Origin of the sequence: Herbaspirillum camelliae, assembly GCF_001929405.1 — a bacterium.
In the GTDB taxonomy this organism is placed as follows: Bacteria; Pseudomonadota; Gammaproteobacteria; order Burkholderiales; family Burkholderiaceae_D; genus Herbaspirillum; species Herbaspirillum seropedicae.
Genome location: NZ_KV880769.1, coordinates 4637768 through 4655612, shown reverse-complemented (window position 1 = coordinate 4655612; position 17845 = coordinate 4637768). Strand labels below are relative to the sequence as shown.

18 protein-coding genes are annotated in these 17845 nt (G+C 65.0%); 10 read left to right on the top strand and 8 right to left on the bottom strand.

Annotated features, from left to right (window positions below; genetic code table 11):
• The first annotated feature begins 9 nt into the window (after window positions 1-9).
• The 3 genes from BGK68_RS20795 to BGK68_RS20785 all read left to right on the top strand — a co-directional run bounded on the left by BGK68_RS20795 (window position 10) and on the right by BGK68_RS20785 (window position 2662).
• Complete coding sequence (locus BGK68_RS20795; protein WP_075258644.1) at window positions 10-1041, top strand: aliphatic amidase; 1032 nt, start codon at window positions 10-12, stop codon at window positions 1039-1041.
• A 50-nt stretch (window positions 1042-1091) separates the two neighbouring features.
• Window positions 1092-2270: a formamidase gene (gene fmdA, locus BGK68_RS20790; RefSeq protein ID WP_075258643.1), complete on the top strand. Its 1179-nt coding sequence runs from the start codon at window positions 1092-1094 to the stop codon at window positions 2268-2270.
• Between the two features lie 95 nt (window positions 2271-2365).
• Entirely contained in the window at window positions 2366-2662 is a 297-nt protein-coding gene (locus tag BGK68_RS20785) for an FmdB family zinc ribbon protein (protein WP_075258642.1), read from the top strand.
• A 12-nt stretch (window positions 2663-2674) separates the two neighbouring features.
• Here the strand turns inward: BGK68_RS20785 and BGK68_RS20780 are convergent, their stop codons facing one another.
• Window positions 2675-2911 carry a hypothetical protein gene (locus BGK68_RS20780; protein ID WP_075258641.1) on the bottom strand — a complete coding sequence of 79 codons (237 nt, stop codon included), beginning with the start codon at window positions 2909-2911 and terminating at the stop codon, window positions 2675-2677.
• A gap of 10 nt (window positions 2912-2921) precedes the next feature.
• Complete coding sequence (locus tag BGK68_RS20775; RefSeq protein WP_075258640.1) at window positions 2922-3794, bottom strand: HDOD domain-containing protein; 873 nt, start codon at window positions 3792-3794, stop codon at window positions 2922-2924.
• Window positions 3795-3932: 138 nt separating this feature from the next.
• Here BGK68_RS20775 and BGK68_RS20770 point away from each other — a divergent pair, with 138 nt between their 5' ends.
• The gene (locus BGK68_RS20770; RefSeq protein ID WP_075258639.1) at window positions 3933-6440 is read left to right on the top strand and encodes a DUF3141 domain-containing protein; all 2508 of its coding nucleotides are present in this window, start codon (window positions 3933-3935) and stop codon (window positions 6438-6440) included.
• 32 nt (window positions 6441-6472) lie between these two features.
• Here BGK68_RS20770 and phnX read toward each other — a convergent pair whose 3' ends face one another.
• Window positions 6473-7306 (bottom strand): phosphonoacetaldehyde hydrolase, encoded by an 834-nt coding sequence (gene phnX / locus BGK68_RS20765; protein ID WP_075258638.1) that lies wholly within the window; start codon window positions 7304-7306, stop codon window positions 6473-6475.
• A gap of 137 nt (window positions 7307-7443) precedes the next feature.
• Between phnX and BGK68_RS20760 the strand changes: the two genes are divergently transcribed.
• The 4 genes from BGK68_RS20760 (at window position 7444) to BGK68_RS20745 (ending at window position 9633) form a co-directional block, all read left to right on the top strand.
• The gene (locus BGK68_RS20760; RefSeq protein ID WP_075258637.1) at window positions 7444-8304 is read left to right on the top strand and encodes a LysR substrate-binding domain-containing protein; all 861 of its coding nucleotides are present in this window, start codon (window positions 7444-7446) and stop codon (window positions 8302-8304) included.
• A gap of 77 nt (window positions 8305-8381) precedes the next feature.
• Entirely contained in the window at window positions 8382-8684 is a 303-nt protein-coding gene (locus BGK68_RS20755; RefSeq protein ID WP_013234596.1) for a Dabb family protein, read from the top strand.
• Between the two features lie 10 nt (window positions 8685-8694).
• Window positions 8695-9129: a PaaI family thioesterase gene (locus BGK68_RS20750; protein WP_075258636.1), complete on the top strand. Its 435-nt coding sequence runs from the start codon at window positions 8695-8697 to the stop codon at window positions 9127-9129.
• Between the two features lie 78 nt (window positions 9130-9207).
• On the top strand, window positions 9208-9633 hold the full coding sequence (locus BGK68_RS20745; RefSeq protein ID WP_075258635.1) for a GNAT family N-acetyltransferase: 426 nt from the start codon (window positions 9208-9210) through the stop codon (window positions 9631-9633).
• Here the strand turns inward: BGK68_RS20745 and BGK68_RS20740 are convergent.
• Window positions 9630-11216, bottom strand: a complete 1587-nt coding sequence (locus tag BGK68_RS20740; RefSeq protein ID WP_075258634.1) for a methyl-accepting chemotaxis protein — start codon at window positions 11214-11216, stop codon at window positions 9630-9632. The two genes, BGK68_RS20745 and BGK68_RS20740, sit on opposite strands and share 4 nt — an antisense overlap.
• 281 nt (window positions 11217-11497) lie before the next feature.
• Here BGK68_RS20740 and BGK68_RS20735 point away from each other — a divergent pair, with 281 nt between their 5' ends.
• Complete coding sequence (locus BGK68_RS20735) at window positions 11498-12823, top strand: dicarboxylate/amino acid:cation symporter (protein ID WP_075258633.1); 1326 nt, start codon at window positions 11498-11500, stop codon at window positions 12821-12823.
• Window positions 12824-12929: 106 nt separating this feature from the next.
• Here BGK68_RS20735 and BGK68_RS20730 read toward each other — a convergent pair whose 3' ends face one another.
• Window positions 12930-13844, bottom strand: a complete 915-nt coding sequence (locus BGK68_RS20730; RefSeq protein ID WP_069374137.1) for a LysR family transcriptional regulator — start codon at window positions 13842-13844, stop codon at window positions 12930-12932.
• A gap of 142 nt (window positions 13845-13986) precedes the next feature.
• Here BGK68_RS20730 and BGK68_RS20725 point away from each other — a divergent pair, with 142 nt between their 5' ends.
• Window positions 13987-14685, top strand: coding sequence for a type 1 glutamine amidotransferase domain-containing protein (locus BGK68_RS20725; protein ID WP_075258632.1), 699 nt, complete (start codon window positions 13987-13989; stop codon window positions 14683-14685).
• 53 nt (window positions 14686-14738) lie between these two features.
• Here BGK68_RS20725 and BGK68_RS20720 read toward each other — a convergent pair whose 3' ends face one another.
• From BGK68_RS20720 to BGK68_RS20710, 3 genes are read right to left on the bottom strand one after another with little or no spacing between them, the layout of a single operon-like run.
• Complete coding sequence (locus tag BGK68_RS20720; RefSeq protein ID WP_075258631.1) at window positions 14739-15635, bottom strand: ABC transporter permease subunit; 897 nt, start codon at window positions 15633-15635, stop codon at window positions 14739-14741.
• Window positions 15629-16513 (bottom strand): carbohydrate ABC transporter permease, encoded by an 885-nt coding sequence (locus tag BGK68_RS20715; RefSeq protein ID WP_075258630.1) that lies wholly within the window; start codon window positions 16511-16513, stop codon window positions 15629-15631. Before BGK68_RS20715 ends, BGK68_RS20720 begins: the two co-directional genes overlap by 7 nt.
• Before the next feature lie 11 nt (window positions 16514-16524).
• Window positions 16525-17829, bottom strand: a complete 1305-nt coding sequence (locus BGK68_RS20710) for an extracellular solute-binding protein (RefSeq protein WP_233149372.1) — start codon at window positions 17827-17829, stop codon at window positions 16525-16527.
• Between the last annotated feature and the right edge of the window lie 16 nt (window positions 17830-17845).

Sequence of the window (17845 nt, the reverse complement as noted above, 5' to 3'; positions counted from 1 at the left end):
AGCAAGCTCATGCGACATGGAGACATTTCAAGCAGTAAAGATGCCGTCGGTGTGGCCGTGGTGAACTACAAGATGCCACGCCTGCATACGCGCAGCGAGGTGCTGGAGAACGCGCAGAAGATCGCCGCCATGCTGGTCGGCATGAAGCAGGGACTGCCGGGGCTGGACCTGGTGGTGTTCCCCGAGTACTCGACCCACGGCATCATGTATGACCGTGAAGAGATGTTCGAGACCGCCGCCGCCATCCCCGGTGACGAGACCCGCATCTTTTCCGAGGCCTGCCGCATCGCCGGGGTGTGGGGCGTGTTTTCGCTGACCGGCGAGCGCCATGAAGAGCATCCGCGCAAGGTCCCTTACAACACCCTGATCCTCATCAACGACCAGGGCGAGATCGTGCAGAAGTATCGCAAGATCATGCCGTGGACGCCCATCGAGGGCTGGTATCCGGGCGACACCACCTATGTCTGTGATGGCCCCAAGGGCTTGAAGATCAGCCTCATCATCTGCGACGACGGCAACTACCCCGAGATCTGGCGCGACTGTGCCATGAAGGGCGCGGAACTGGTGGTGCGCTGCCAGGGCTACATGTATCCGGCCAAGGAACAGCAGATCATGGTCTCCAAGGCCATGGCCTGGATGAACAACCTCTATGTGGCCGTGGTCAATGCGGCCGGGTTCGATGGCGTCTATTCCTACTTCGGCCATTCGGCCATCGTCGGCTTCGATGGCCGCACACTGGGCGAGTGCGGTACCGAGGAAATGGGTATCCAGTATGCCGAGCTGTCGATCTCGGCCATCCGCGATGCGCGCCGCAACTGGCAGTCGCAGAACCATCTCTACAAGCTGCTGCATCGCGGCTACACCGGCAAGATCAATTCGGGCGAGTCGCCGGCCGGTGTGGCCGAGTGTCCCTTCGACTTCTATCGCACCTGGGTCAATGACCCGCAGGCTGCACGCGCCCAGGTCGAGGCATTGACGCGCAACAGTGCCGGCACGCCCGAATGCCCGATGCCGGGAATCCCCATCGAGCCGGCGGCCTGAGGCTCAGGCTCCCAAGGTCGTCATCACACACCCACCACCAAGGAGATCGCATGCAACACTTCAAGATCAAGCCCGGCGTCCCGCTGGCAGAGCAGGCCGAACTGGGGCACAACCGCTGGCACCCCGACCTGCCTTTCCTGGCCTCGGTCAAGCCGGGCGAATCCATCCTGATCGAGTCGCTGGACTTCCTCGATGCGCAGATCCAGGACACCGACGATGTCGCCGACGTCAAGAACGTCGATCTGACCCGCGCCCATCCGCTGACCGGTCCCTTCCACGTCGAAGGTGCAGAGCCGGGCGACCTGCTGGTGATCGACCTGCTGGACATCAAACCGGTCACGCCGGTCGGTTTCTCGGGCGTGTTCGCCAAGGAAAACGGCGGCGGCTTCCTGGCTGATTACTTCCCCGAAGCCGACAAGGCGATCTGGGACCTGAAGGGCTTGTATGCTACTTCGCGCCATATTCCGGGCGTGCGCATCGCTGGCCTGACCCACCCTGGCCTGATGGGTTGCCTGCCTTCGCATGACCTGCTGGCCGAATGGAACCGGCGCGAAGCCCCGCTGGCCGCCAAGGGCCTGGCGCAGCCGCCCAACCCCAGCACTGCCGTGCTGCGCGGCCTGACCGGGGCCAAGTTCGACGAGATGGCCAAGGTGGCCGCCCGCACCGTGCCGCCGCGCGAGCATGGGGGCAACACCGACATCAAGGACTTGTCGGCGGGCACCCGCATCTTCTTCCCGGTGTACGTGAAGGGCGCGGGCTTCTCGATGGGAGATTTGCACTTCTCGCAGGGCGACGGCGAGATCGGCTTCTGCGGCGCCATCGAGATGGATGGCGTGAGTCACGTCGGCTTCGACCTCATCAAGGGCGGCATGGCCAAGTACAACATCACCTCGCCCATCTTCATGCCCAGCATCGTCAAGCCACATTACGAGCAGTGGCTGACCTTCGAGGGCATCAGCGTGGAAAACGGCGTGAACTACTATCTCGACGCCACCGTGGCCTATCGCCAGGCCTGCCTGAAGGCCATCGACTACCTGACCCACTTCGGCTACACCGGCAGCCAGGCCTACATGCTGCTGACCGCCGCGCCGGTGGAAGGGCGCATCGGCGGCATCGTCGATATTCCCAACTGCGCCTGCACGGTGGCCTTGCCGACCTCGATCTTCGATCAGGACATCACGCCCAAGGGCATGCTGAACGACAAGTCGTATTGGGGACGCAAAGGCTAGTGCTTTTCGCTGTTCGCAGTGACGTGTGTGTTCCCGGCCGGGCGCAGGCCTGGCCGGTTTTTTTGATGTGATGCTGGATTGATGAAGGAGGCGCCATGCCCTTGTACGACATTCGTTGCAGCCATTGCGAAGGCATCTTCGAACGCCTGATCTCCTTGCAGGCACTGCATGGCGAGACAGTTTGCCCTTACTGCCAAGAGCGTACCGCCGCTTCGCCCATGTCCACGGGCGGCCACGTCGGTTTGCAGGTCAAGTATCGCTGGCAGCCGCGCAATGGCGCCGAGCAACTGGCCGGGCAGGGCGCGACCGGACCAGGGACGCACGCGGGCGCAGGGCGCAGCAGTGTGCTGCACAACTGCAAGGGGCACAGCTGCAGCATCTGCGCGACCTGAGCCTGCGCAGGCTCAGCCCAGCAGGCGCGCGCCCAGCACCAGCAGGGCCACGCTGGCGAGCAATCCGAACAGCGCCACCAGTTCGTAGTCCTGCGCCTGCTGGCGCCAGTGGCCGTTGCCCAGCGGCAGCCAGCGCGGATAACGGCCCAGCGTGATGAGCTTGAGCAGGCCGCAGCCGAGCAGGTAGAACAAGGTATTGAAGGCAAGATAGCGCAGCAGACCCAGCAGCAGGCTGATGATGGTTTCCATCCGCGTCCTCTTATTCGAGCATCGCATCCAGCCCTGCAGCGAGCTCGCCCAGGGAGGGCATGGCCCGTTCGGCCTTGTCGGGATCGTGCTTGACCAGCAGCGGCATCCACGCCGGGTCCACGCCCAGCTTCTTGCCGACCGCAGCCGGGTAAGTGGCCCGCGCGCTTTCATCATCCTGCGACAGGATCGCCACCCGCGCCGCCCAGCCGCCCAGGTGCACCCAGGCGGCGGCGCGATCGAACCGGCCTGCGCCCAGCGGATCGGGCACCGAACGCAGCGCTGTCACCAGCGCATCGGGGAAGTGCCAGATCGCGGCCAGCTCGGCCGAGACATCGGCGTAGTGGAAACCCCAGGCCTCTTTCTCCCGCTCGGCGCGGTCGCTGTCGAGCACATTGCTGTGCTGGTCCAGGGGCGCTACTGCATTGGCGGCCACGGCGTGCAATTGCAACTGGCCGATGCCATGCATCATCCCCACCGTGAAGACGGCGTCGCCATTGTCTTCACCTGCCATGCCGGCGTGCATGGCCAGCCAGCGCGCGGCCACGGCGGTGTAGAGGGTGTGCCGCCAGAACTGGTGCAGGTCCATGCCCCGGGTGTTCTTGAAGGCGGCCACCATGCCATTGCCCAGCACCAGGTTGCGCACCATGATGAAACCCAGGATGCGCAGCGCGTCATCGACCGTGCCAATGGTGCGCGAGGCATGGAAGAAGGCCGAGTTCGCCAGCCGCAGCACCTTGGCGCTCAGGGCAGGGTCGGTGGCGATCTGCTGGGCGATCTCGTGGGCAGAGATGTCCTCGGCGTTGAAACTGGCCATCAATTGCTGTACCACCTTGGGAACGGTCGGCAATTTGCCAGGCTGGTCCACCAGGCTCTTGAGCTCCATGAAAATTCCTCCGTGCAATGTTTGTGTCGCTTCTCAAAGGCAATACCGCGAATTGCGGCTCCATTGTGGCAGAGATCGGCCGATTTGCCCTGGCCTTTGTCCGTATCATGACGCTATCCAATGCTCCGGAGTGCAGTCATGATCAACCGCAAGAAACCGGTATCCACCCTGCCCAATGATGTGCATGGGCAGCCAGACGACAACCAGCCTGTGGCGGCCAGCGCCTCCTGGGGCGACGTGCCAGCCTATCTGCAGGACTGCCTGCAGCGCAGTTTCCTGTTCCTGGATACGCTGCTCGACCGTGGCAACGACTACCTGGAACACCTGGAACAGGGCACGCCGCCGCTGCTGAAGTTTGCCCATGAAGTGGTGCTGGACGGTCACGACCTGCCGCAACCCTGCAACTACGCCTTGCTGAGGCTGCAGCCGCCTGTCGGCCTGCCGGTCGATCCGCAGGCGCGGCCGGTGGTGGTGGTCGATCCGCGCGCCGGACATGGGCCGGGCATTGGCGGGTTCAAGTTCGATTCAGAAGTGGGCATGGCCATGAAGGCCGGCCATACGGTGTATTTCGTCACCTTCCGTCCCGAGCCCGAGGACGGACAGACGCTGGTGACGGTGATGGATGCCGAGGCGCGCTTCCTGGAAGAGGTGATCCGCCGCCATCCGCAATGTGCGGCCAAGCCGGTGGTGATCGGCAACTGCCAGGCCGGTTGGGCCATGATGACGCTGGACGCGGTGCGGCCGGAGCTGTTCGGGCCGCTGATGATGGTGGGCGCGCCGGCCTCCTACTGGGCCGGCAGCTCGACCTTGAACCCGATGCGCTACAGCGGCGCGAACCTGGGCGGCACCTGGCTGGCGTCGCTGGCCGCTGATCTGGGCGCGGACCGCTTCGATGGGGCCTATCTGGTGGAGAACTTCGAGAAGCTCAATCCGGCCAATACCTTCTGGAACAAGTACTACAACCTGTGGGCCGGCGTGGACCAGGAGGCGGCGCGCTTCCTGGAGTTCGAACGCTGGTGGGGCGGCTTCTTCCGCATGACCGGGGCCGAGATCGAGGCCATCACCGAAAACCTCTTCGTGGGCAACAAGCTGGCGCGGGGCGAACTGCAGGTGCGGGGCAAGCCGGTGAACCTGCGCGAGATCAGCGCGCCCATCGTGGTCTTTGCTTCCTGGGGCGACAACATCACCCCGCCGCCGCAGGCGCTGAACTGGATCATCGATACCTGGGGCGACGAGCGCGCCATCGCGGCGGCGGGCCGCACCATCATCTATGTGCTGCATGAGAGCGTGGGCCACCTGGGCATCTTCGTGGGCGGCTCGGTGGCGCTGAAGGAACATGACCAGCTGGTCAGTTCGCTGGACGTGATCGAAAGCCTGCCGCCTGGCCTCTACGAGATGAAGCTGGAACGCAAGGATGGCCGTCCCACCCAGCGCTGGGACGCCCTGGAACCGGGCGACTATACGGTGCACTACGAGCACCGCACCATGGAAGACCTGCGCAAGCTCAATCCGGAGGGACGCGAGGAAGAGGCGATCTTCTCGACCATCAGCCAGTGGTCGCAGATGAATGCACAGCTCTACAAGACCTGGGTGCGCCCCTGGGTGCGCATGACGGCCACCCGCGACAGCGCCAACGCCTTGATGCGCATGAATCCCTTGCGCATGCAGCGGCAACTGTTCTCGGACACCCATCCGGCAGCCGCCTTCATCCGCCAGCAGGCCGCCCAGGCGCGTGCGCAACGGGTGCAGCTGGACCCGCAGCATCCGCTGAAGCAGTACGAAGCCCGCATGGCGCAGAAGATCACCGATGAGCTCAACGCCTGGCGCGATGAGCGCGATGCCCGCACCGTGCGCATGACGCGCCAGATGTTCGGTCCGACCGGCCTGGGCGCCTGGCTGCCGCCGCGCGAGCCCGATGCCGAGCTGGCCCAGCGCTGGGCGCAGCAGGAGCTGGGCCGGTATCGCGAGACCGTGATCGGCCAGATCACCGAGGGCGGTTTTGCCGAGGCGGTCTGCCGCATCGTCATCGCCGGCATGATTTCGATTGGCGTGTTCGAACGGCGCAGCCTGCGCCTGGCGCGCCTGCTGGCGCAATTGCCGAACATGCATGCCAGTGTCTCGGCGCAGACCAACTGGGTGCAACTGCTCAAGGAACAGGCGCGCATCACCGCCGTGGCGCCCGTGGAGGCGCTCAATGCGCTGGGACAGATGCTGCCCGATGCGGCCAGCCGCGAGCGGGCGCTGGCCTTGTCGGCGGCGGTCATGATGATCGAGCCGACGCTGGCCAATCCGCGCTCGGAAATCATCGAGCTGCTCATCGGCACGCTCGATGTCAATCCCGACAAGGTGATTGCGCTGGCGCGCAAGCTGACCTCGGCCATCGGTGCGGGCAGCGATGAGGTCACGGTGCCGGCCGGCGAGCTGGAGACTGCGCCCGTCAAACGGCCACGCTCGCCTTCGCCTCGGCGCGCCGAGGCCAAGCCTGCGCCGACGCCGGCAAGGACGCAGCGCAAGACGGCGGCTCCCGCGCAACCGAGCAAGCCGGCCAAGGCAGCCACATCAGCCAAGCCGCTGAAGCCCGCCAAGTCCGCCAAGCCGTCCAGCGCTGCCACGACCAAGCGCAGCGCCCGCAGCCGAAGCAACTGAGTCGCGCCAGGGCGGGCAGGGCGGGCCGGGCTTCAGGGCCGCTCGCCGCGCGCCAGGCGCGCGCGGATATGCGCCACCACCTCGGGCAATGCGGCGACGGTGTCGATGACGTAATGGGCGCCGGCCTGGCGCAGACGGTCCTGCGCCTGCCGGTTCAGGGCGTTGGCCTCAGCCGTCGGCAGGCTGTCCAGTTCGCTGCGGGTGAGTCCGACTTCATTGCCGGACAGCGACACGCCCACGCTCCACATGCCTGCACGCAGGCCTTCCTCTATCCCCGGGACGGTATCGTCCACCTTGACGCAGGCCGCCACGTCGTCGATCCGCAGGGCCAGCACGTTGGCCAGCGCCATGTAGGGACCGGGCCGGCCGCCCGCGGCCAGTTCATCACCGGCCACTACGTGGTCGGGGCGGATGCCGGCGGCGGCCGCCAGCGGCAGCAGCACGTCCAGCACCTGGCGCGGATAGCCGGAGCAGGAACCGATCTTCAGGCCCTGGCCGCGCAGCCAGGCCAGCACCTGCGCGGCGCCGTCGATGGGCTGGGAGTACTGGCCGACCTTGGCGATCTGCATCGGCATGAAGCGCTCATAGAGGGCATCGACATCGCTGTCGGCGGGCGCCCTGCCGGTGCGCGCTTGCCATTGCGCGGCGATGGCGGGCTCATCCAGCAAGAGGCGGATGTGCTGCCACTTCGACAGCCCCATGGGGCCGCGCGCCTGGGCCAGGCTGATCTCGATATCGAAGCTCTTGAAGGCATCGACGAAGATCTGGGTCGGCGCCAGCGAGCCGAAATCGACCAGCGTACCGGCCCAATCGAAGATGACGGCTTGCAGGGTGGGACAGCCGCGGGAGGCGGGGACGGTGTTCACGGGATTCTCCTGGGGTAGGCGTGGCAGCGTCGTCATTGACGCTGCCATCGACAGTGAACAGCTTAAAGCGACATTGTGACGGGCCTGTTATCGATATAATCGCCAAAATCGGCAGAAGCTATTGACAGGATCTATAGATGACCCCCTCGCAACTGCGCGCTTTCCTGGCGGTAGCGCGCCATCGCGGCTTTTCGGCGGCAGCGCGCGCCCTGGGCGTGAGCCAGCCCACCCTGACCACCCAGGTGCAATCGCTGGAGCGCGAGCACAATGTCGAACTGTTCTTCCGCCGGGGCCGGCGGGTGGACTTGTCGGAGACTGCACAACGGCTCTTGCCGATCGCGCAGAACATCGCCGAACTGGAACTGGACGCCCTGAACCTGCTGGTCAATTCCGGGGCCTTGCATGTGGGGCATCTGCGCATCGGCGCGGTCGGCCCTTTCCACGTCATCGAGATGGTCGATGCCTATCGCGCCCGCTATCCCCGGGTGGAGCTGTCGATCCGCCTGGGCAATTCGGCGCAGACCCTGGCGGACCTGGAAAACTACGTGACCGACGTGGCCGTGCTGGCCAGCTTCACCGACGATGCGCGCTTTCACGCCGTGCCTTACGCCGACCATGCGGTGGTGCTGTTCGCCCACCGCAGCCATCCGTTCTACCAGCGCGAGTCGGTCACCTTGGCCGAGCTGGATCAGCAGCCCATGCTCATGCGCGAGCAGGGTTCCACCACCCGCTTAGCGCTGGAAAAGGCCCTGCAGCAGGCCGGCGTGAAAGTGCAGGTGGTCATGGAAATCGGCAGTCGCGAGGCGCTGCGCGAGGCAGTGGCGCGGGGGCTGGGCCTGGGTGCGGTGTCGGAGGCCGAATTCGTGCCCGATGAGCGTTTTCGCATGGTGCGCATCGAGGGCGATCCGGTCAGCACCCATACCTATGTCTATTGCCTGGCCGAGCGCCGTGAGGGGCGGCTGGTCGGTTCCTTCATGAAGATCGCTGCGCGCAGCTGAGCCAGGGCGCGGCCGAGGCCGGCGCTTTGGCTTATCATGTCGGTTTGCCCATTTTCCAGGAATCAGGGAGAACCAACGTGATCAAGCACATCGTGATGTGGAAGCTGAAGGACCATGCGGAAGGCGCCGACAAGGCCACCAACCTGCGCAAGATGAAGGCACTGCTGGACAGCTGTGCCAACGTGGTGCCGGGCATCCTGAAGTTCGAGGCCGTGGTGGCCCAGCCGGGTCTGGAAGCGACCTATGACGTGGTGCTCTATTCCGAGTTCGCCTCGCGCGCGGCGCTGGACGCCTACCAGGAACATCCCGACCACGTGGCCATCAAGCCTTTCATCGGCGCGGTGCGCGAAGCGCGCCAGTGCATGGACTACGAAGTCTGAGGACGGCACCATGAGTCTGGCGCTGACCGAGGTCTTCCCGCAGGGCAATCCCTATCTGCAAGCCCTGGGCGTGGAGGTGCTGGAATACGGCGACGACCGCGCAGTGATGTCGCTGCTGTTGAAGCCGGAGTTCATGAACAGCTGGCAGGTGGCCCAGGGCGGCATCTCGATGACGCTGATGGACGTGGCCATGGGCCTGTCGGCGCGCGCGGGCGTGCCGGACGCCAAGTCCGCGGCCACGGTGGAGATGAGCTCGAGCTTCCTGCAACCCGCGGGCCGCGCTGGCGACACCATCGTGGCGCGCGGCCATACCTATCACCGTTCCACCACCATGTGCTTCTGCCAGGCCGAACTGTGGCAGGGCGAGCGGCTAGTGGCCAAGGCCATGGGCAGCTTCAAGCTGATTCGCCGCCTCGATATCTCGCGCAAGCTGGAGCATGACTGAATCCATGGCCGGCTTGCCAGACCTCGTGATTCCTGATTTCCAGTTCTTTCCGTTCTTATTTCAATGCAGGGTACCCGCATGAACATCATCACCGGCAGCTGGGACGCCATGCGCGCCCACGCCCAGCCTATCCGTTTCGAAGTCTTCGTGGACGAGCAGCAGGTTCCGGCCGAGATCGAGCTCGACGAGATGGATGCCCATTGCATCCACGCCGTGGCCTATGACGAAGCAGGCCAGCCGCTGGCCACCGGCCGTCTGCTGCCTGACGGCCACATCGGCCGCATGGCCGTGCGCAAGGCCGGACGCGGCAAGGGCGTGGGCGGGGCGGTGCTGCAGGCGCTGATGCAGGCGGCCCGCGCGCGCGGTGACCGCGAAGTGGTGCTCAATGCGCAGACGCATGCAGCGCCTTTCTATGCCGCCCACGGTTTCGTGCAGGAAGGCGAGATCTTCCTTGAGGCCGGCATCGAACACATCACCATGCGCGCTTCGCTGGCGCCGCGTTAAGCGGCTGCAGGACGCTGGCCGGGCTGGCCTTGCTGGCTCTGCTCGAGACGGAAGTAGGCCAGTTGGGCGTTGAGCTCGCGCGCCCGTTCCGTCATCGCCTCGGCCGTGATGGCCAGTTCCTCGGAGACGGCTGCATTGCGCTGGGTGGTGTCGTTCAACTGCGTGACGGCCACGCCGATTTCGGCCACGCCTTCTTCCTGCATGCGCGAGGACAGCGTGATCTGGTTGATCTGCTGGGAGGCCTGGCGTATCCCCTGCAGGGTGCCTTCCACCAGCCGCTGGCTGGTCTGCTCGGCCAGCTCCACGCTTTGCTGGGCGATCACGCTGATCTCGTGGGCGCTGCTCTGGCTGCGCTCGGCCAGCTTGCGCACCTCCGCCGCCACCACCGAAAAGCCGCGTCCATGCTCGCCGGCGCGAGCCGCTTCGATGGCCGCATTGAGCGCCAGCAAATTGGTCTGGTAGGCAATGTCGTCGATCACGCCGACCTGGCGCGCAATGCCGCGCATGGCGTCGACCGTGGTCTGCACGGCCGCGCCGCTCTTGTCGGCGTCGCTGGCGGCGGCGACCGCGATCTGGTTGGTGCGGCGGGCATGTTCTCCGGTCTGCTGGATGGCCTCATTCATGCTGGCGATGGCCCCATGGACTTCTTCCACCGCCGCAGCCTGCTCGCTGGAGGCCTGCGCCAGTGCATGGGCGGTGGCGTTGAGCTGGCGTGAGGACACGCCCAGCGCTTGGGTCGAGAGGGTGACATTGCGCATGATCTCGGTCAGGCGTGCGCGCATGGTGTGCATGGCGTAGAGCAGGCTGCTGCGGTCGTTGCTGCGCAGATTGACTTCCACGCACAGGTTGCCATCGGCGATCTGGCGCACGATATGGGCGGCATAGGCCGGCTCGCCGCCCAGTTCGCGGCGCACGCCGGCGATGATCCAGAGCGCCAGCGCCAGGCCCAGCGCCAGCGTCAGCCCGGCGATCTCCAGGTTGTGGGTGCGCAGGCGCTGGTATTCGTTGCGGGCCTCTTCGTAGGCGCTGCCGGTGAGGCTTTCCTGCAGCCGGCCCAGGTTCGACAGCAGGGTGGCCAGATCGGCCAGTTGCGTGGTCAGCGCGGTCCAGCGGCGATTGGCTTGCAGCGGTTCGCCATTGGCGATGAGCGTGATGATCTGGTCACGTTCGCTCAGGTAGGTCTGCCAGCGCTCTTCGAAGCGCCCGGCCAGGGTGGTTTCTTCCGGAGTGAGGCGGGTGTCGCGGTAGGCCTTCCATCCTTCCCGGAAACTGGCGTCCAGCGCGGTCATACCCCCCAGGTTCTGCTTGATGCGCGCCGCCGAGACGCTGTCCTCGGCATTGGGGTCGGTGCGCAGGTTGGCCATCATCAGGGCGCGCCCCATCAGGTCGCGGTTCTGGTAGAGCGCATCGCGCACCCGGGCGATGTGGATGAGCGCCATCGTGCGGTCTTCATAGACATATTTCAGCTTGTCATTGCTGGAGGCCATGCCCAGCATGTCGCGCCAGGCCAGCAGGATGACGCTGGCGCACAGCAGCGCCAGCAGCAGCCCCAGGCGGGCGGTGACCGACAGTTTTCCTTGCACGATGTTTTTCCTTGTTGTTGGCGGGAACTACCCCAGCATTCACTATAACGAACTTTGTTGCAGCGCAGAATGAAGAAAAGAGCCGCTTGCAGCCCTGTTTCCTGAGCTTATGTGGTTTCCCACAATACCGGCACGGGGATGACTGCGCGATACTTGCGCCCGAACCGGGGAGGGGGAGTTCTCCCGGACAAATAACAAGCCTGAACGGACGACGGATCCGAGAATGGCAGGAGGCAGGTCCAGGCGGGCCGGCTGATAATCGATGTTTAAGGAGAAAGACTATGACGGCGCAAAAACCGCCCCTCTACAAATCGCTGTATTTCCAGGTCCTGGTTGCCATCGTGATCGGCATCACACTGGGCCATTTCTACCCATCCACGGGTGAAGCCATGAAGCCGCTGGGCGATGGCTTCGTCAAGCTGATCAAGATGATCATCGCACCGGTCATCTTCTGTACCGTCGTCATCGGCATCGCCGGCATGGAAGACATGAAGAAGGTCGGCAAGACCGGCGGCCTGGCGCTGCTGTACTTCGAAGTCGTCAGCACCGTGGCGCTGATCATCGGCCTGTTGCTGGTGAACTTCCTGCAACCGGGTGTGGGCATGAACGTCGATCCGGCTTCGCTGGACACCAAGAGCATCGCCGCCTATACCGCTCCCGGCAAGATGGGTTCGGTGACCGATTTCGTGCTGGGTATCATCCCCACCAGCATGGTGGATGCGTTTGCCAAGGGTGACGTGCTGCAGGTGCTGCTGGTGGCGGTGCTGTTCGGCTTCGCCCTGCACAAGTTCGGTGGCCGTGGCACGCTGGTGTTCGACTTCATCGAGAAGATCTCGCACGTGCTGTTCTCGGTGGTGGGCGCGATCATGAAGGTGGCCCCGATCGGCGCCTTCGGTGCGATGTCCTTCACCATCGGCAAGTACGGCGTGGGTTCGCTGTTCTCGCTGGCCAAGTTGATGGGCACCTTCTACCTGACCTGCCTGCTGTTCATCTTCGTGGTGCTGGGCATCATCACTCGCCTGCACGGCTTCTCGATCTGGAAGTTCGTCAAGTACATCAAGGAAGAACTGCTGATCGTGCTGGGCACCTCGTCCTCGGAATCGGTGCTGCCGCGCATGCTGGCCAAGATGGAAAACGCTGGTGCCAAGAAGACCGTGGTCGGTCTGGTGATCCCCACGGGTTACTCCTTCAACCTGGACGGCACTGCGATCTACCTGACCATGGCCGCCGTGTTCATCGCCCAAGCCACCAATACGCCCATGACCTTCGTGCAGGAACTGACGCTCTTGGGCGTGCTGCTGCTGACTTCCAAGGGCGCAGCTGGCATCACCGGTTCGGGCTTCATCGTGCTGGCGGCTACGCTGTCGGCGGTGGGTCACGTGCCGGTGGCCGGCCTGGCGCTGATCCTGGGCATCGACCGTTTCATGTCCGAAGCCCGCGCGCTGACCAATACCATCGGCAACGGCGTGGCGACCCTGGTGGTGGCCAAGTGGAGCGGCGAGCTCGACAGCGAGCGCCTGACCAAGGTCTTGAACAACGAGACCGTGGAAGACGCGCAAGCGCCGGAATCCATCCTGGATCGTACTGACGCCAAGATGCATCACTAAGCAGATAAGCAGAGGCGGGAGCTGCTCCCGCCGCGCTTGCTTCATCGGCCCCATCCCTGCGCCAACTGGCGCGGTGATGGGGCCGATGTGTTTTGGGGAGGTGTTGCTAAGGGCTGGCCACGGCTTGTCGCAGGAATTCTACAAACGCCCGCACCCGCGCCGACAGATGCCGGTTGTGCGGATACAGGATGGAAAAGCGGCGGGTGCGATAGCCGGCCTGCTGCAGCACTTCGACCAGCTCTCCCCGACGCACGGCGGCCTCGGCGATGAAATGATAGATCTGGAACAGGCCACCGCCTGCGATGGCCCAGTTCACGCAGCCCAGCACGTCATCATGGATGCGCTGGCGGCTCTTGAAGTGGAAATCCATGTCGCGCCCCTGGGCGTCCTTGAAGATCCAGGGCATGGCGCGTCCGCTGCTGGGCAGGATGAACTGGATGCAATCATGCTGTTCCAGCTCGGCAATGCTGCGCGGCTGGCCGCGCCGGGCCAGGTAGGCGGGGGCGGCGAAGAGGCCCAGGGTGGCCTCTTCCAGCGTATGGGCGATCAGGCGGGAATCGGGCGGCACCCCCAGGCGGATGGCCAGGTCATAGCCTTCCTCGACGAAATCCACCACGCGGTTGGCAATGCTCAGTTCCACCTCGATCTGCGGATAGGCCTGCTGGAAGCGCGGCAGCAAGGGCAGCAAACGGTAATGGGCGTAGGGCGTTCCTACGCTGATGCGCAAGAGCCCGCTGGGGACCTTCTGCTGGCCGGTGAGGATGCGCTCGGCGTCGGCGATCTGTTCCAGCGCCTGCTGGCATTGGTCGCGGTACAGCTCGCCTTCGCGGGTGAGGCGGATCTGCCGCGTGGTGCGGGCAAACAGACGCACGCCCAGGCGGGATTCCAGGCGGCTGATGGAGCGGCTCACCGAGGCCGGGGTCAGGCCCAGCGCTTCGGCGGCGGCGGTGAAGCTGCCCAGTTCGGCGGCCTTGCAGAACAATTCGATACTGCCTAGCTGGACGGGGTCGAAACTGCGCATTTGTTCACTGATGTAATAAATGAATTGATGGGAAGGCAGTTTATCTGCTTGAGCGAAGTGAATAAAGTGTCACTCATGCTGCCGACGTCTTGCCAAGGCAAGTCTTTCGGCCTCCCGATCTCCCTTTCTGAAAGGAAACAACATGAGTCAAGCCAAGATCCTGATGATCGTCACCTCCAGCAGCCGCATGGGGGACACCGACAAGCCCACGGGCCTGTGGGCCGAGGAACTGGCCGCCCCCTATTACGCCCTGGTCGATGCCGGCGCCGAGGTGGTGGTGGCCTCTACCGCAGGCGGCCGGGCGCCGATCGATCCGGGCAGCGTCAAGCCGCGTGGCGAAAACGACGCCATCGTCGAACGCATGCTGGCCGATGCCCAACTGCAGGAAGTCATCGCCAACACCCGCCCGCTGGGCGAACTGACGGTGGAGGGCTTCGATGCGGTGTTCTTCCCCGGCGGCCACGGCACCATGTGGGATCTGCCGGGCGACGCCAATGTGAAGGCCATCGTCGAGGCAGCCTATGCCGGCGGCAAGTTCGTCGCTTCGGTCTGCCACGGAGCGGCTGGTCTGGTCTCGGCGGTGCGCGCCGATGGCAAGCCCATGGTGCAGGGGCTGCGGGTCAATTCCTTCACCGATGCCGAAGAGCGCGAAGTCGGCCTGGCCAGCGTGGTGCCGTTCCTGTTGGAGAGCCGCTTGCGTGAACTGGGTGGCGTGTTCGAAGGGACCGACAACTGGCAGGTCTTCGCCATTCGCGACGGCCAGTTGATCACCGGGCAGAATCCGCAGTCGTCCGAGCGCGTCGCCGAGATGCTGCTGGAAGCACTGGAACTGCGCGCCTGATCCCCGCTGGCGCTGACGTGAAGAAGGGCCCGTCCTTGCCGGACGGGCCTTTATCATTTTTCGGTGCCGACGATGCCCTTGACGAACCAGCGCTGCGCCGCCACCACGAACACGGCGGGAACGGCGATGGCGGCCAGGGCGGCGGCCATGAGCAGGTTCCATTGCGGCATCTGGCCGGATTCGACCGGCAGGAAGCTGGCCATGGCCAGGGTGATGGTGCGCATCTGCTCGTGGCTGGTGATGACCAGGGGCCACATATAGTCTTTCCAGGTGCTGATGAAGACGATGGCGCCCAGGGCCGCGAAATTGGTCTTCGACAGCGGCAGCAGGATGTCGACGTAGAAGCGCCAAGGACCGGCGCCGTCGATGCGCGCCGCTTCCACCAGTTCGGGCGGGATGGTGCGGTAGAACTGCAGGAACAGGAAGGTGCCGGTGGCCGAGGCCACCAGCGGCAGCGACAACCCTGCATAGGTGTTGACCAGGCTGATGGAGGGCACTGCCTGCTGGCCGGACAGGTCCAGCGCTCGCAGCAGGCTGCGCAGTGGTTCCAGCAGATCCGAGGCGGCGGCGTAGGTCGGCACGATGCGCACCTCCAGCGGCAGCAGCAGGGCGCTGAACAACAGGACCAGGATCAGTCCCCGGCAGCGTGGCCTGAAATACGATACTGCGAAGGCCGTCACGGAAGACAGCAGCAGCTTGCCGCTCACGACCAGGCTGGCCACCAGGAGGCTGTTGAAGAGATAGCGCCACAGGTCGATGCGCTGCGTCACCTCGCGCAGGTTCTCCAGCAGCGCGGTACCGGGCGTGAGCGGCATGCCCTGGCTGATCCACGCCTGGCTGGTGACGCTGGCCGAGCACAGGATCAGGTACATCGGCCCCAGGGCCAGCAGCAGACCCAGCCCCAGCACGCAGTAGGCCAGCGCGGTCATGCGCGGGTGACGTTCTACCATCGTCCTTCTCCCTGACGGAAAAAGCGCAGCTGCAACAGCGTCAGCGCAACGATGAACAGCATCAGCACGACCGACAACGCCGAGGAACCCGACAGGTCCAGCCCGATGAATCCATCCGAATAGATCTGATAGGCGAGGATGGCCGTGCTGCGGCCAGGGCCGCCCTGCGTGAGGGCATCGACCAGGCCAAAGCCGTGGGTAAATGCTTCGATCACGTTGATGACGCCGGCCAGCAGCAGGGCCGGTGCGATCATCGGCAACTGAATGTCGATAAAGCGTCGCCATGGACCGGCGCCGTCGATGGCGGCTGCGCCCATCAGATCGACCGGAATGCGCTGCAAGGCCGCCGAGAACAGGATGAAATTCAAGGGCACTTGCGTCCACGCAAAGGCGGCAATGAGCGCCAGCATAGCCTGCGTGCCGATCAGATGCGGCGCCCATACGCCCGGCCAGAGCTGGTTGAGGAAGGCCAAGAGGCCCGTGACCGGATTGATCAGCACCTTCAGCACGATCCCCACCACCACCCCGGCCACCGCATAGGGCCAGATGAAGATGCTGCGCAACAGGCGCTTGGCGCGCACGTCCAGTTCCAGGCAAGCGGCCAGCGCCAGGGCAATGGTCACGGCCAGCAAGGTGCTGCCGGCGGTGAAGACCAGGGTGGCGCGCAGGGAGGCATAGAAACTGTCATCGGTGAGGATGCGCAGGTAATTGTCCAGCCCGACGAAGCGCGACCCATTGCCGAACGGACGCACCAGATAGAAGGACCAGGCGATGGCCTTGACCGCTGGCCACAGGAAGAACAGGAACACGATCAGCATCTGCGGCGTGGCCAGCAGCAGCGGAAACCAGCGGGCAGGGAAGGCAGGGCGGGCGTCCATGTTCTCGGTTGTCAACGTGATGGAGCCGGGTCGGGCCCCGCATAGGTCAGGCGAAACCGCTGCAGCAATGCGTCGCCGCGCTGGCGCGCCCTGGACAGGGCCTGGGCCATGTCCTGCTGGCCGGACAGCGCCATCTGCACCTGCTCGGTCCAGGCCAGGCGCAGCTGCGGAAAGAAGCCCAGGCGCGGCCCGACGCCGGGCTGGCTGGCGGCGTCCAGGGAATGGATGCCGGCCACGACCGCGGCTGGATAGTGGTCAGGATCGTCCATGATCTGCGCCGCCACCTGGCGCGTGACGGGCAGGTAGCCGGTCTGCCGGGCCAGCAGGCGCTGGTTCTGCGGCTGCTGCAGATAGGCGATGAAGGCGGCCACGGCGGCATAGACCTGGCGGTCGAATCCCTTCATCACCCACAGCGAGGCGCCGCCCGGCACGCTGTTGTGGCGCTGGCCGTCGGCATGGATAGGCAGGGGCCGGACCGCCACGTGCGGCAAGCCGCTGCGGGCGATGGCGTGCCAGGCGCTGGTGGAATCGAACAGCATGGCGCATTCGCCAGTGGTGAAGGCCAGCGTATGGCGCCCGGTGCGCGTGGCGGCGGCTTCCACCAGCAGGTGCTGCTGGTGCCAGCGCTGGAGCTGCTGCATGAAGCGCAGGTGCAATCCCTGGTCGAACAGGTAGTGCGCGGCCAGACCCTGGTGGCCGTTGTCATGGTCGGCAAGGGGCGCGCCTTCGATGGTGCTGACCTGTTCCAGCAGGATCCAGGGATTGAAGTCGCTCACCAGCGGGCAGGTCTGGCCGGCGGCGCGCAGTTGCCGCGCGGTCTGCTCCAGCTCGCGCCAGGTGGCGGGCAGGGTGCGGATACCGGCCTGGCGCAGTTTGTCGGTATTGAGATAGAGCACGGCGGTGGACACATTGAAGGGCAGGGAATCGAACTGCCCCTGGGCATCGGTGTAATAGCCGCGGATGGCGGGCAGATAATCGTGCCAGTCCACGCGATAGCCGTGGTCGGCCATCAACTGGTGCACCGGCACGATGGCGCCGCTCAGCATCATGTCCAGCGTACCGACATCGTAGATCTCCACCAGCGCCGGCTGTTGCGCGGCGCGATAGGTGGCGATGGTCTTCTGCATGGTCTGCTCGTAGGTGCCGGGGACGACGCATCGCACCTGATGCTGCTGCTGGGCCGCATTGAAGCCCGCACATAATTGCCTGACGGCTTGCGCCATGGCGCCGGCGTGACTGCTCCAGAACTCGAAGCTGGCCGCCTGCGCGCGCGGGATGGCCAGCAGCAGGAGCAGCCCGAGTATCAGACTGATCAAGCCCGGTGGTGTGGAG

Bases quoted from the DNA above. Each gene is read 5' to 3' on its own strand.
- BGK68_RS20795 (WP_075258644.1), top strand. From the start codon at position 10: ATGCGACATGGAGACATTTCAAGCAGTAAAGATGCCGTCGGTGTGGCC.
- fmdA (WP_075258643.1), top strand. From the start codon at position 1,092: ATGCAACACTTCAAGATCAAGCCCGGCGTCCCGCTGGCAGAGCAGGCC.
- BGK68_RS20785 (WP_075258642.1), top strand. From the start codon at position 2,366: ATGCCCTTGTACGACATTCGTTGCAGCCATTGCGAAGGCATCTTCGAA.
- BGK68_RS20780 (WP_075258641.1), bottom strand. From the start codon at position 2,911: ATGGAAACCATCATCAGCCTGCTGCTGGGTCTGCTGCGCTATCTTGCC.
- BGK68_RS20775 (WP_075258640.1), bottom strand. From the start codon at position 3,794: ATGGAGCTCAAGAGCCTGGTGGACCAGCCTGGCAAATTGCCGACCGTT.
- BGK68_RS20770 (WP_075258639.1), top strand. From the start codon at position 3,933: ATGATCAACCGCAAGAAACCGGTATCCACCCTGCCCAATGATGTGCAT.
- BGK68_RS20760 (WP_075258637.1), top strand. From the start codon at position 7,444: ATGACCCCCTCGCAACTGCGCGCTTTCCTGGCGGTAGCGCGCCATCGC.
- BGK68_RS20750 (WP_075258636.1), top strand. From the start codon at position 8,695: ATGAGTCTGGCGCTGACCGAGGTCTTCCCGCAGGGCAATCCCTATCTG.
- BGK68_RS20745 (WP_075258635.1), top strand. From the start codon at position 9,208: ATGAACATCATCACCGGCAGCTGGGACGCCATGCGCGCCCACGCCCAG.
- BGK68_RS20735 (WP_075258633.1), top strand. From the start codon at position 11,498: ATGACGGCGCAAAAACCGCCCCTCTACAAATCGCTGTATTTCCAGGTC.
- BGK68_RS20730 (WP_069374137.1), bottom strand. From the start codon at position 13,844: ATGCGCAGTTTCGACCCCGTCCAGCTAGGCAGTATCGAATTGTTCTGC.
- BGK68_RS20725 (WP_075258632.1), top strand. From the start codon at position 13,987: ATGAGTCAAGCCAAGATCCTGATGATCGTCACCTCCAGCAGCCGCATG.
- BGK68_RS20720 (WP_075258631.1), bottom strand. From the start codon at position 15,635: ATGGTAGAACGTCACCCGCGCATGACCGCGCTGGCCTACTGCGTGCTG.
- BGK68_RS20715 (WP_075258630.1), bottom strand. From the start codon at position 16,513: ATGGACGCCCGCCCTGCCTTCCCTGCCCGCTGGTTTCCGCTGCTGCTG.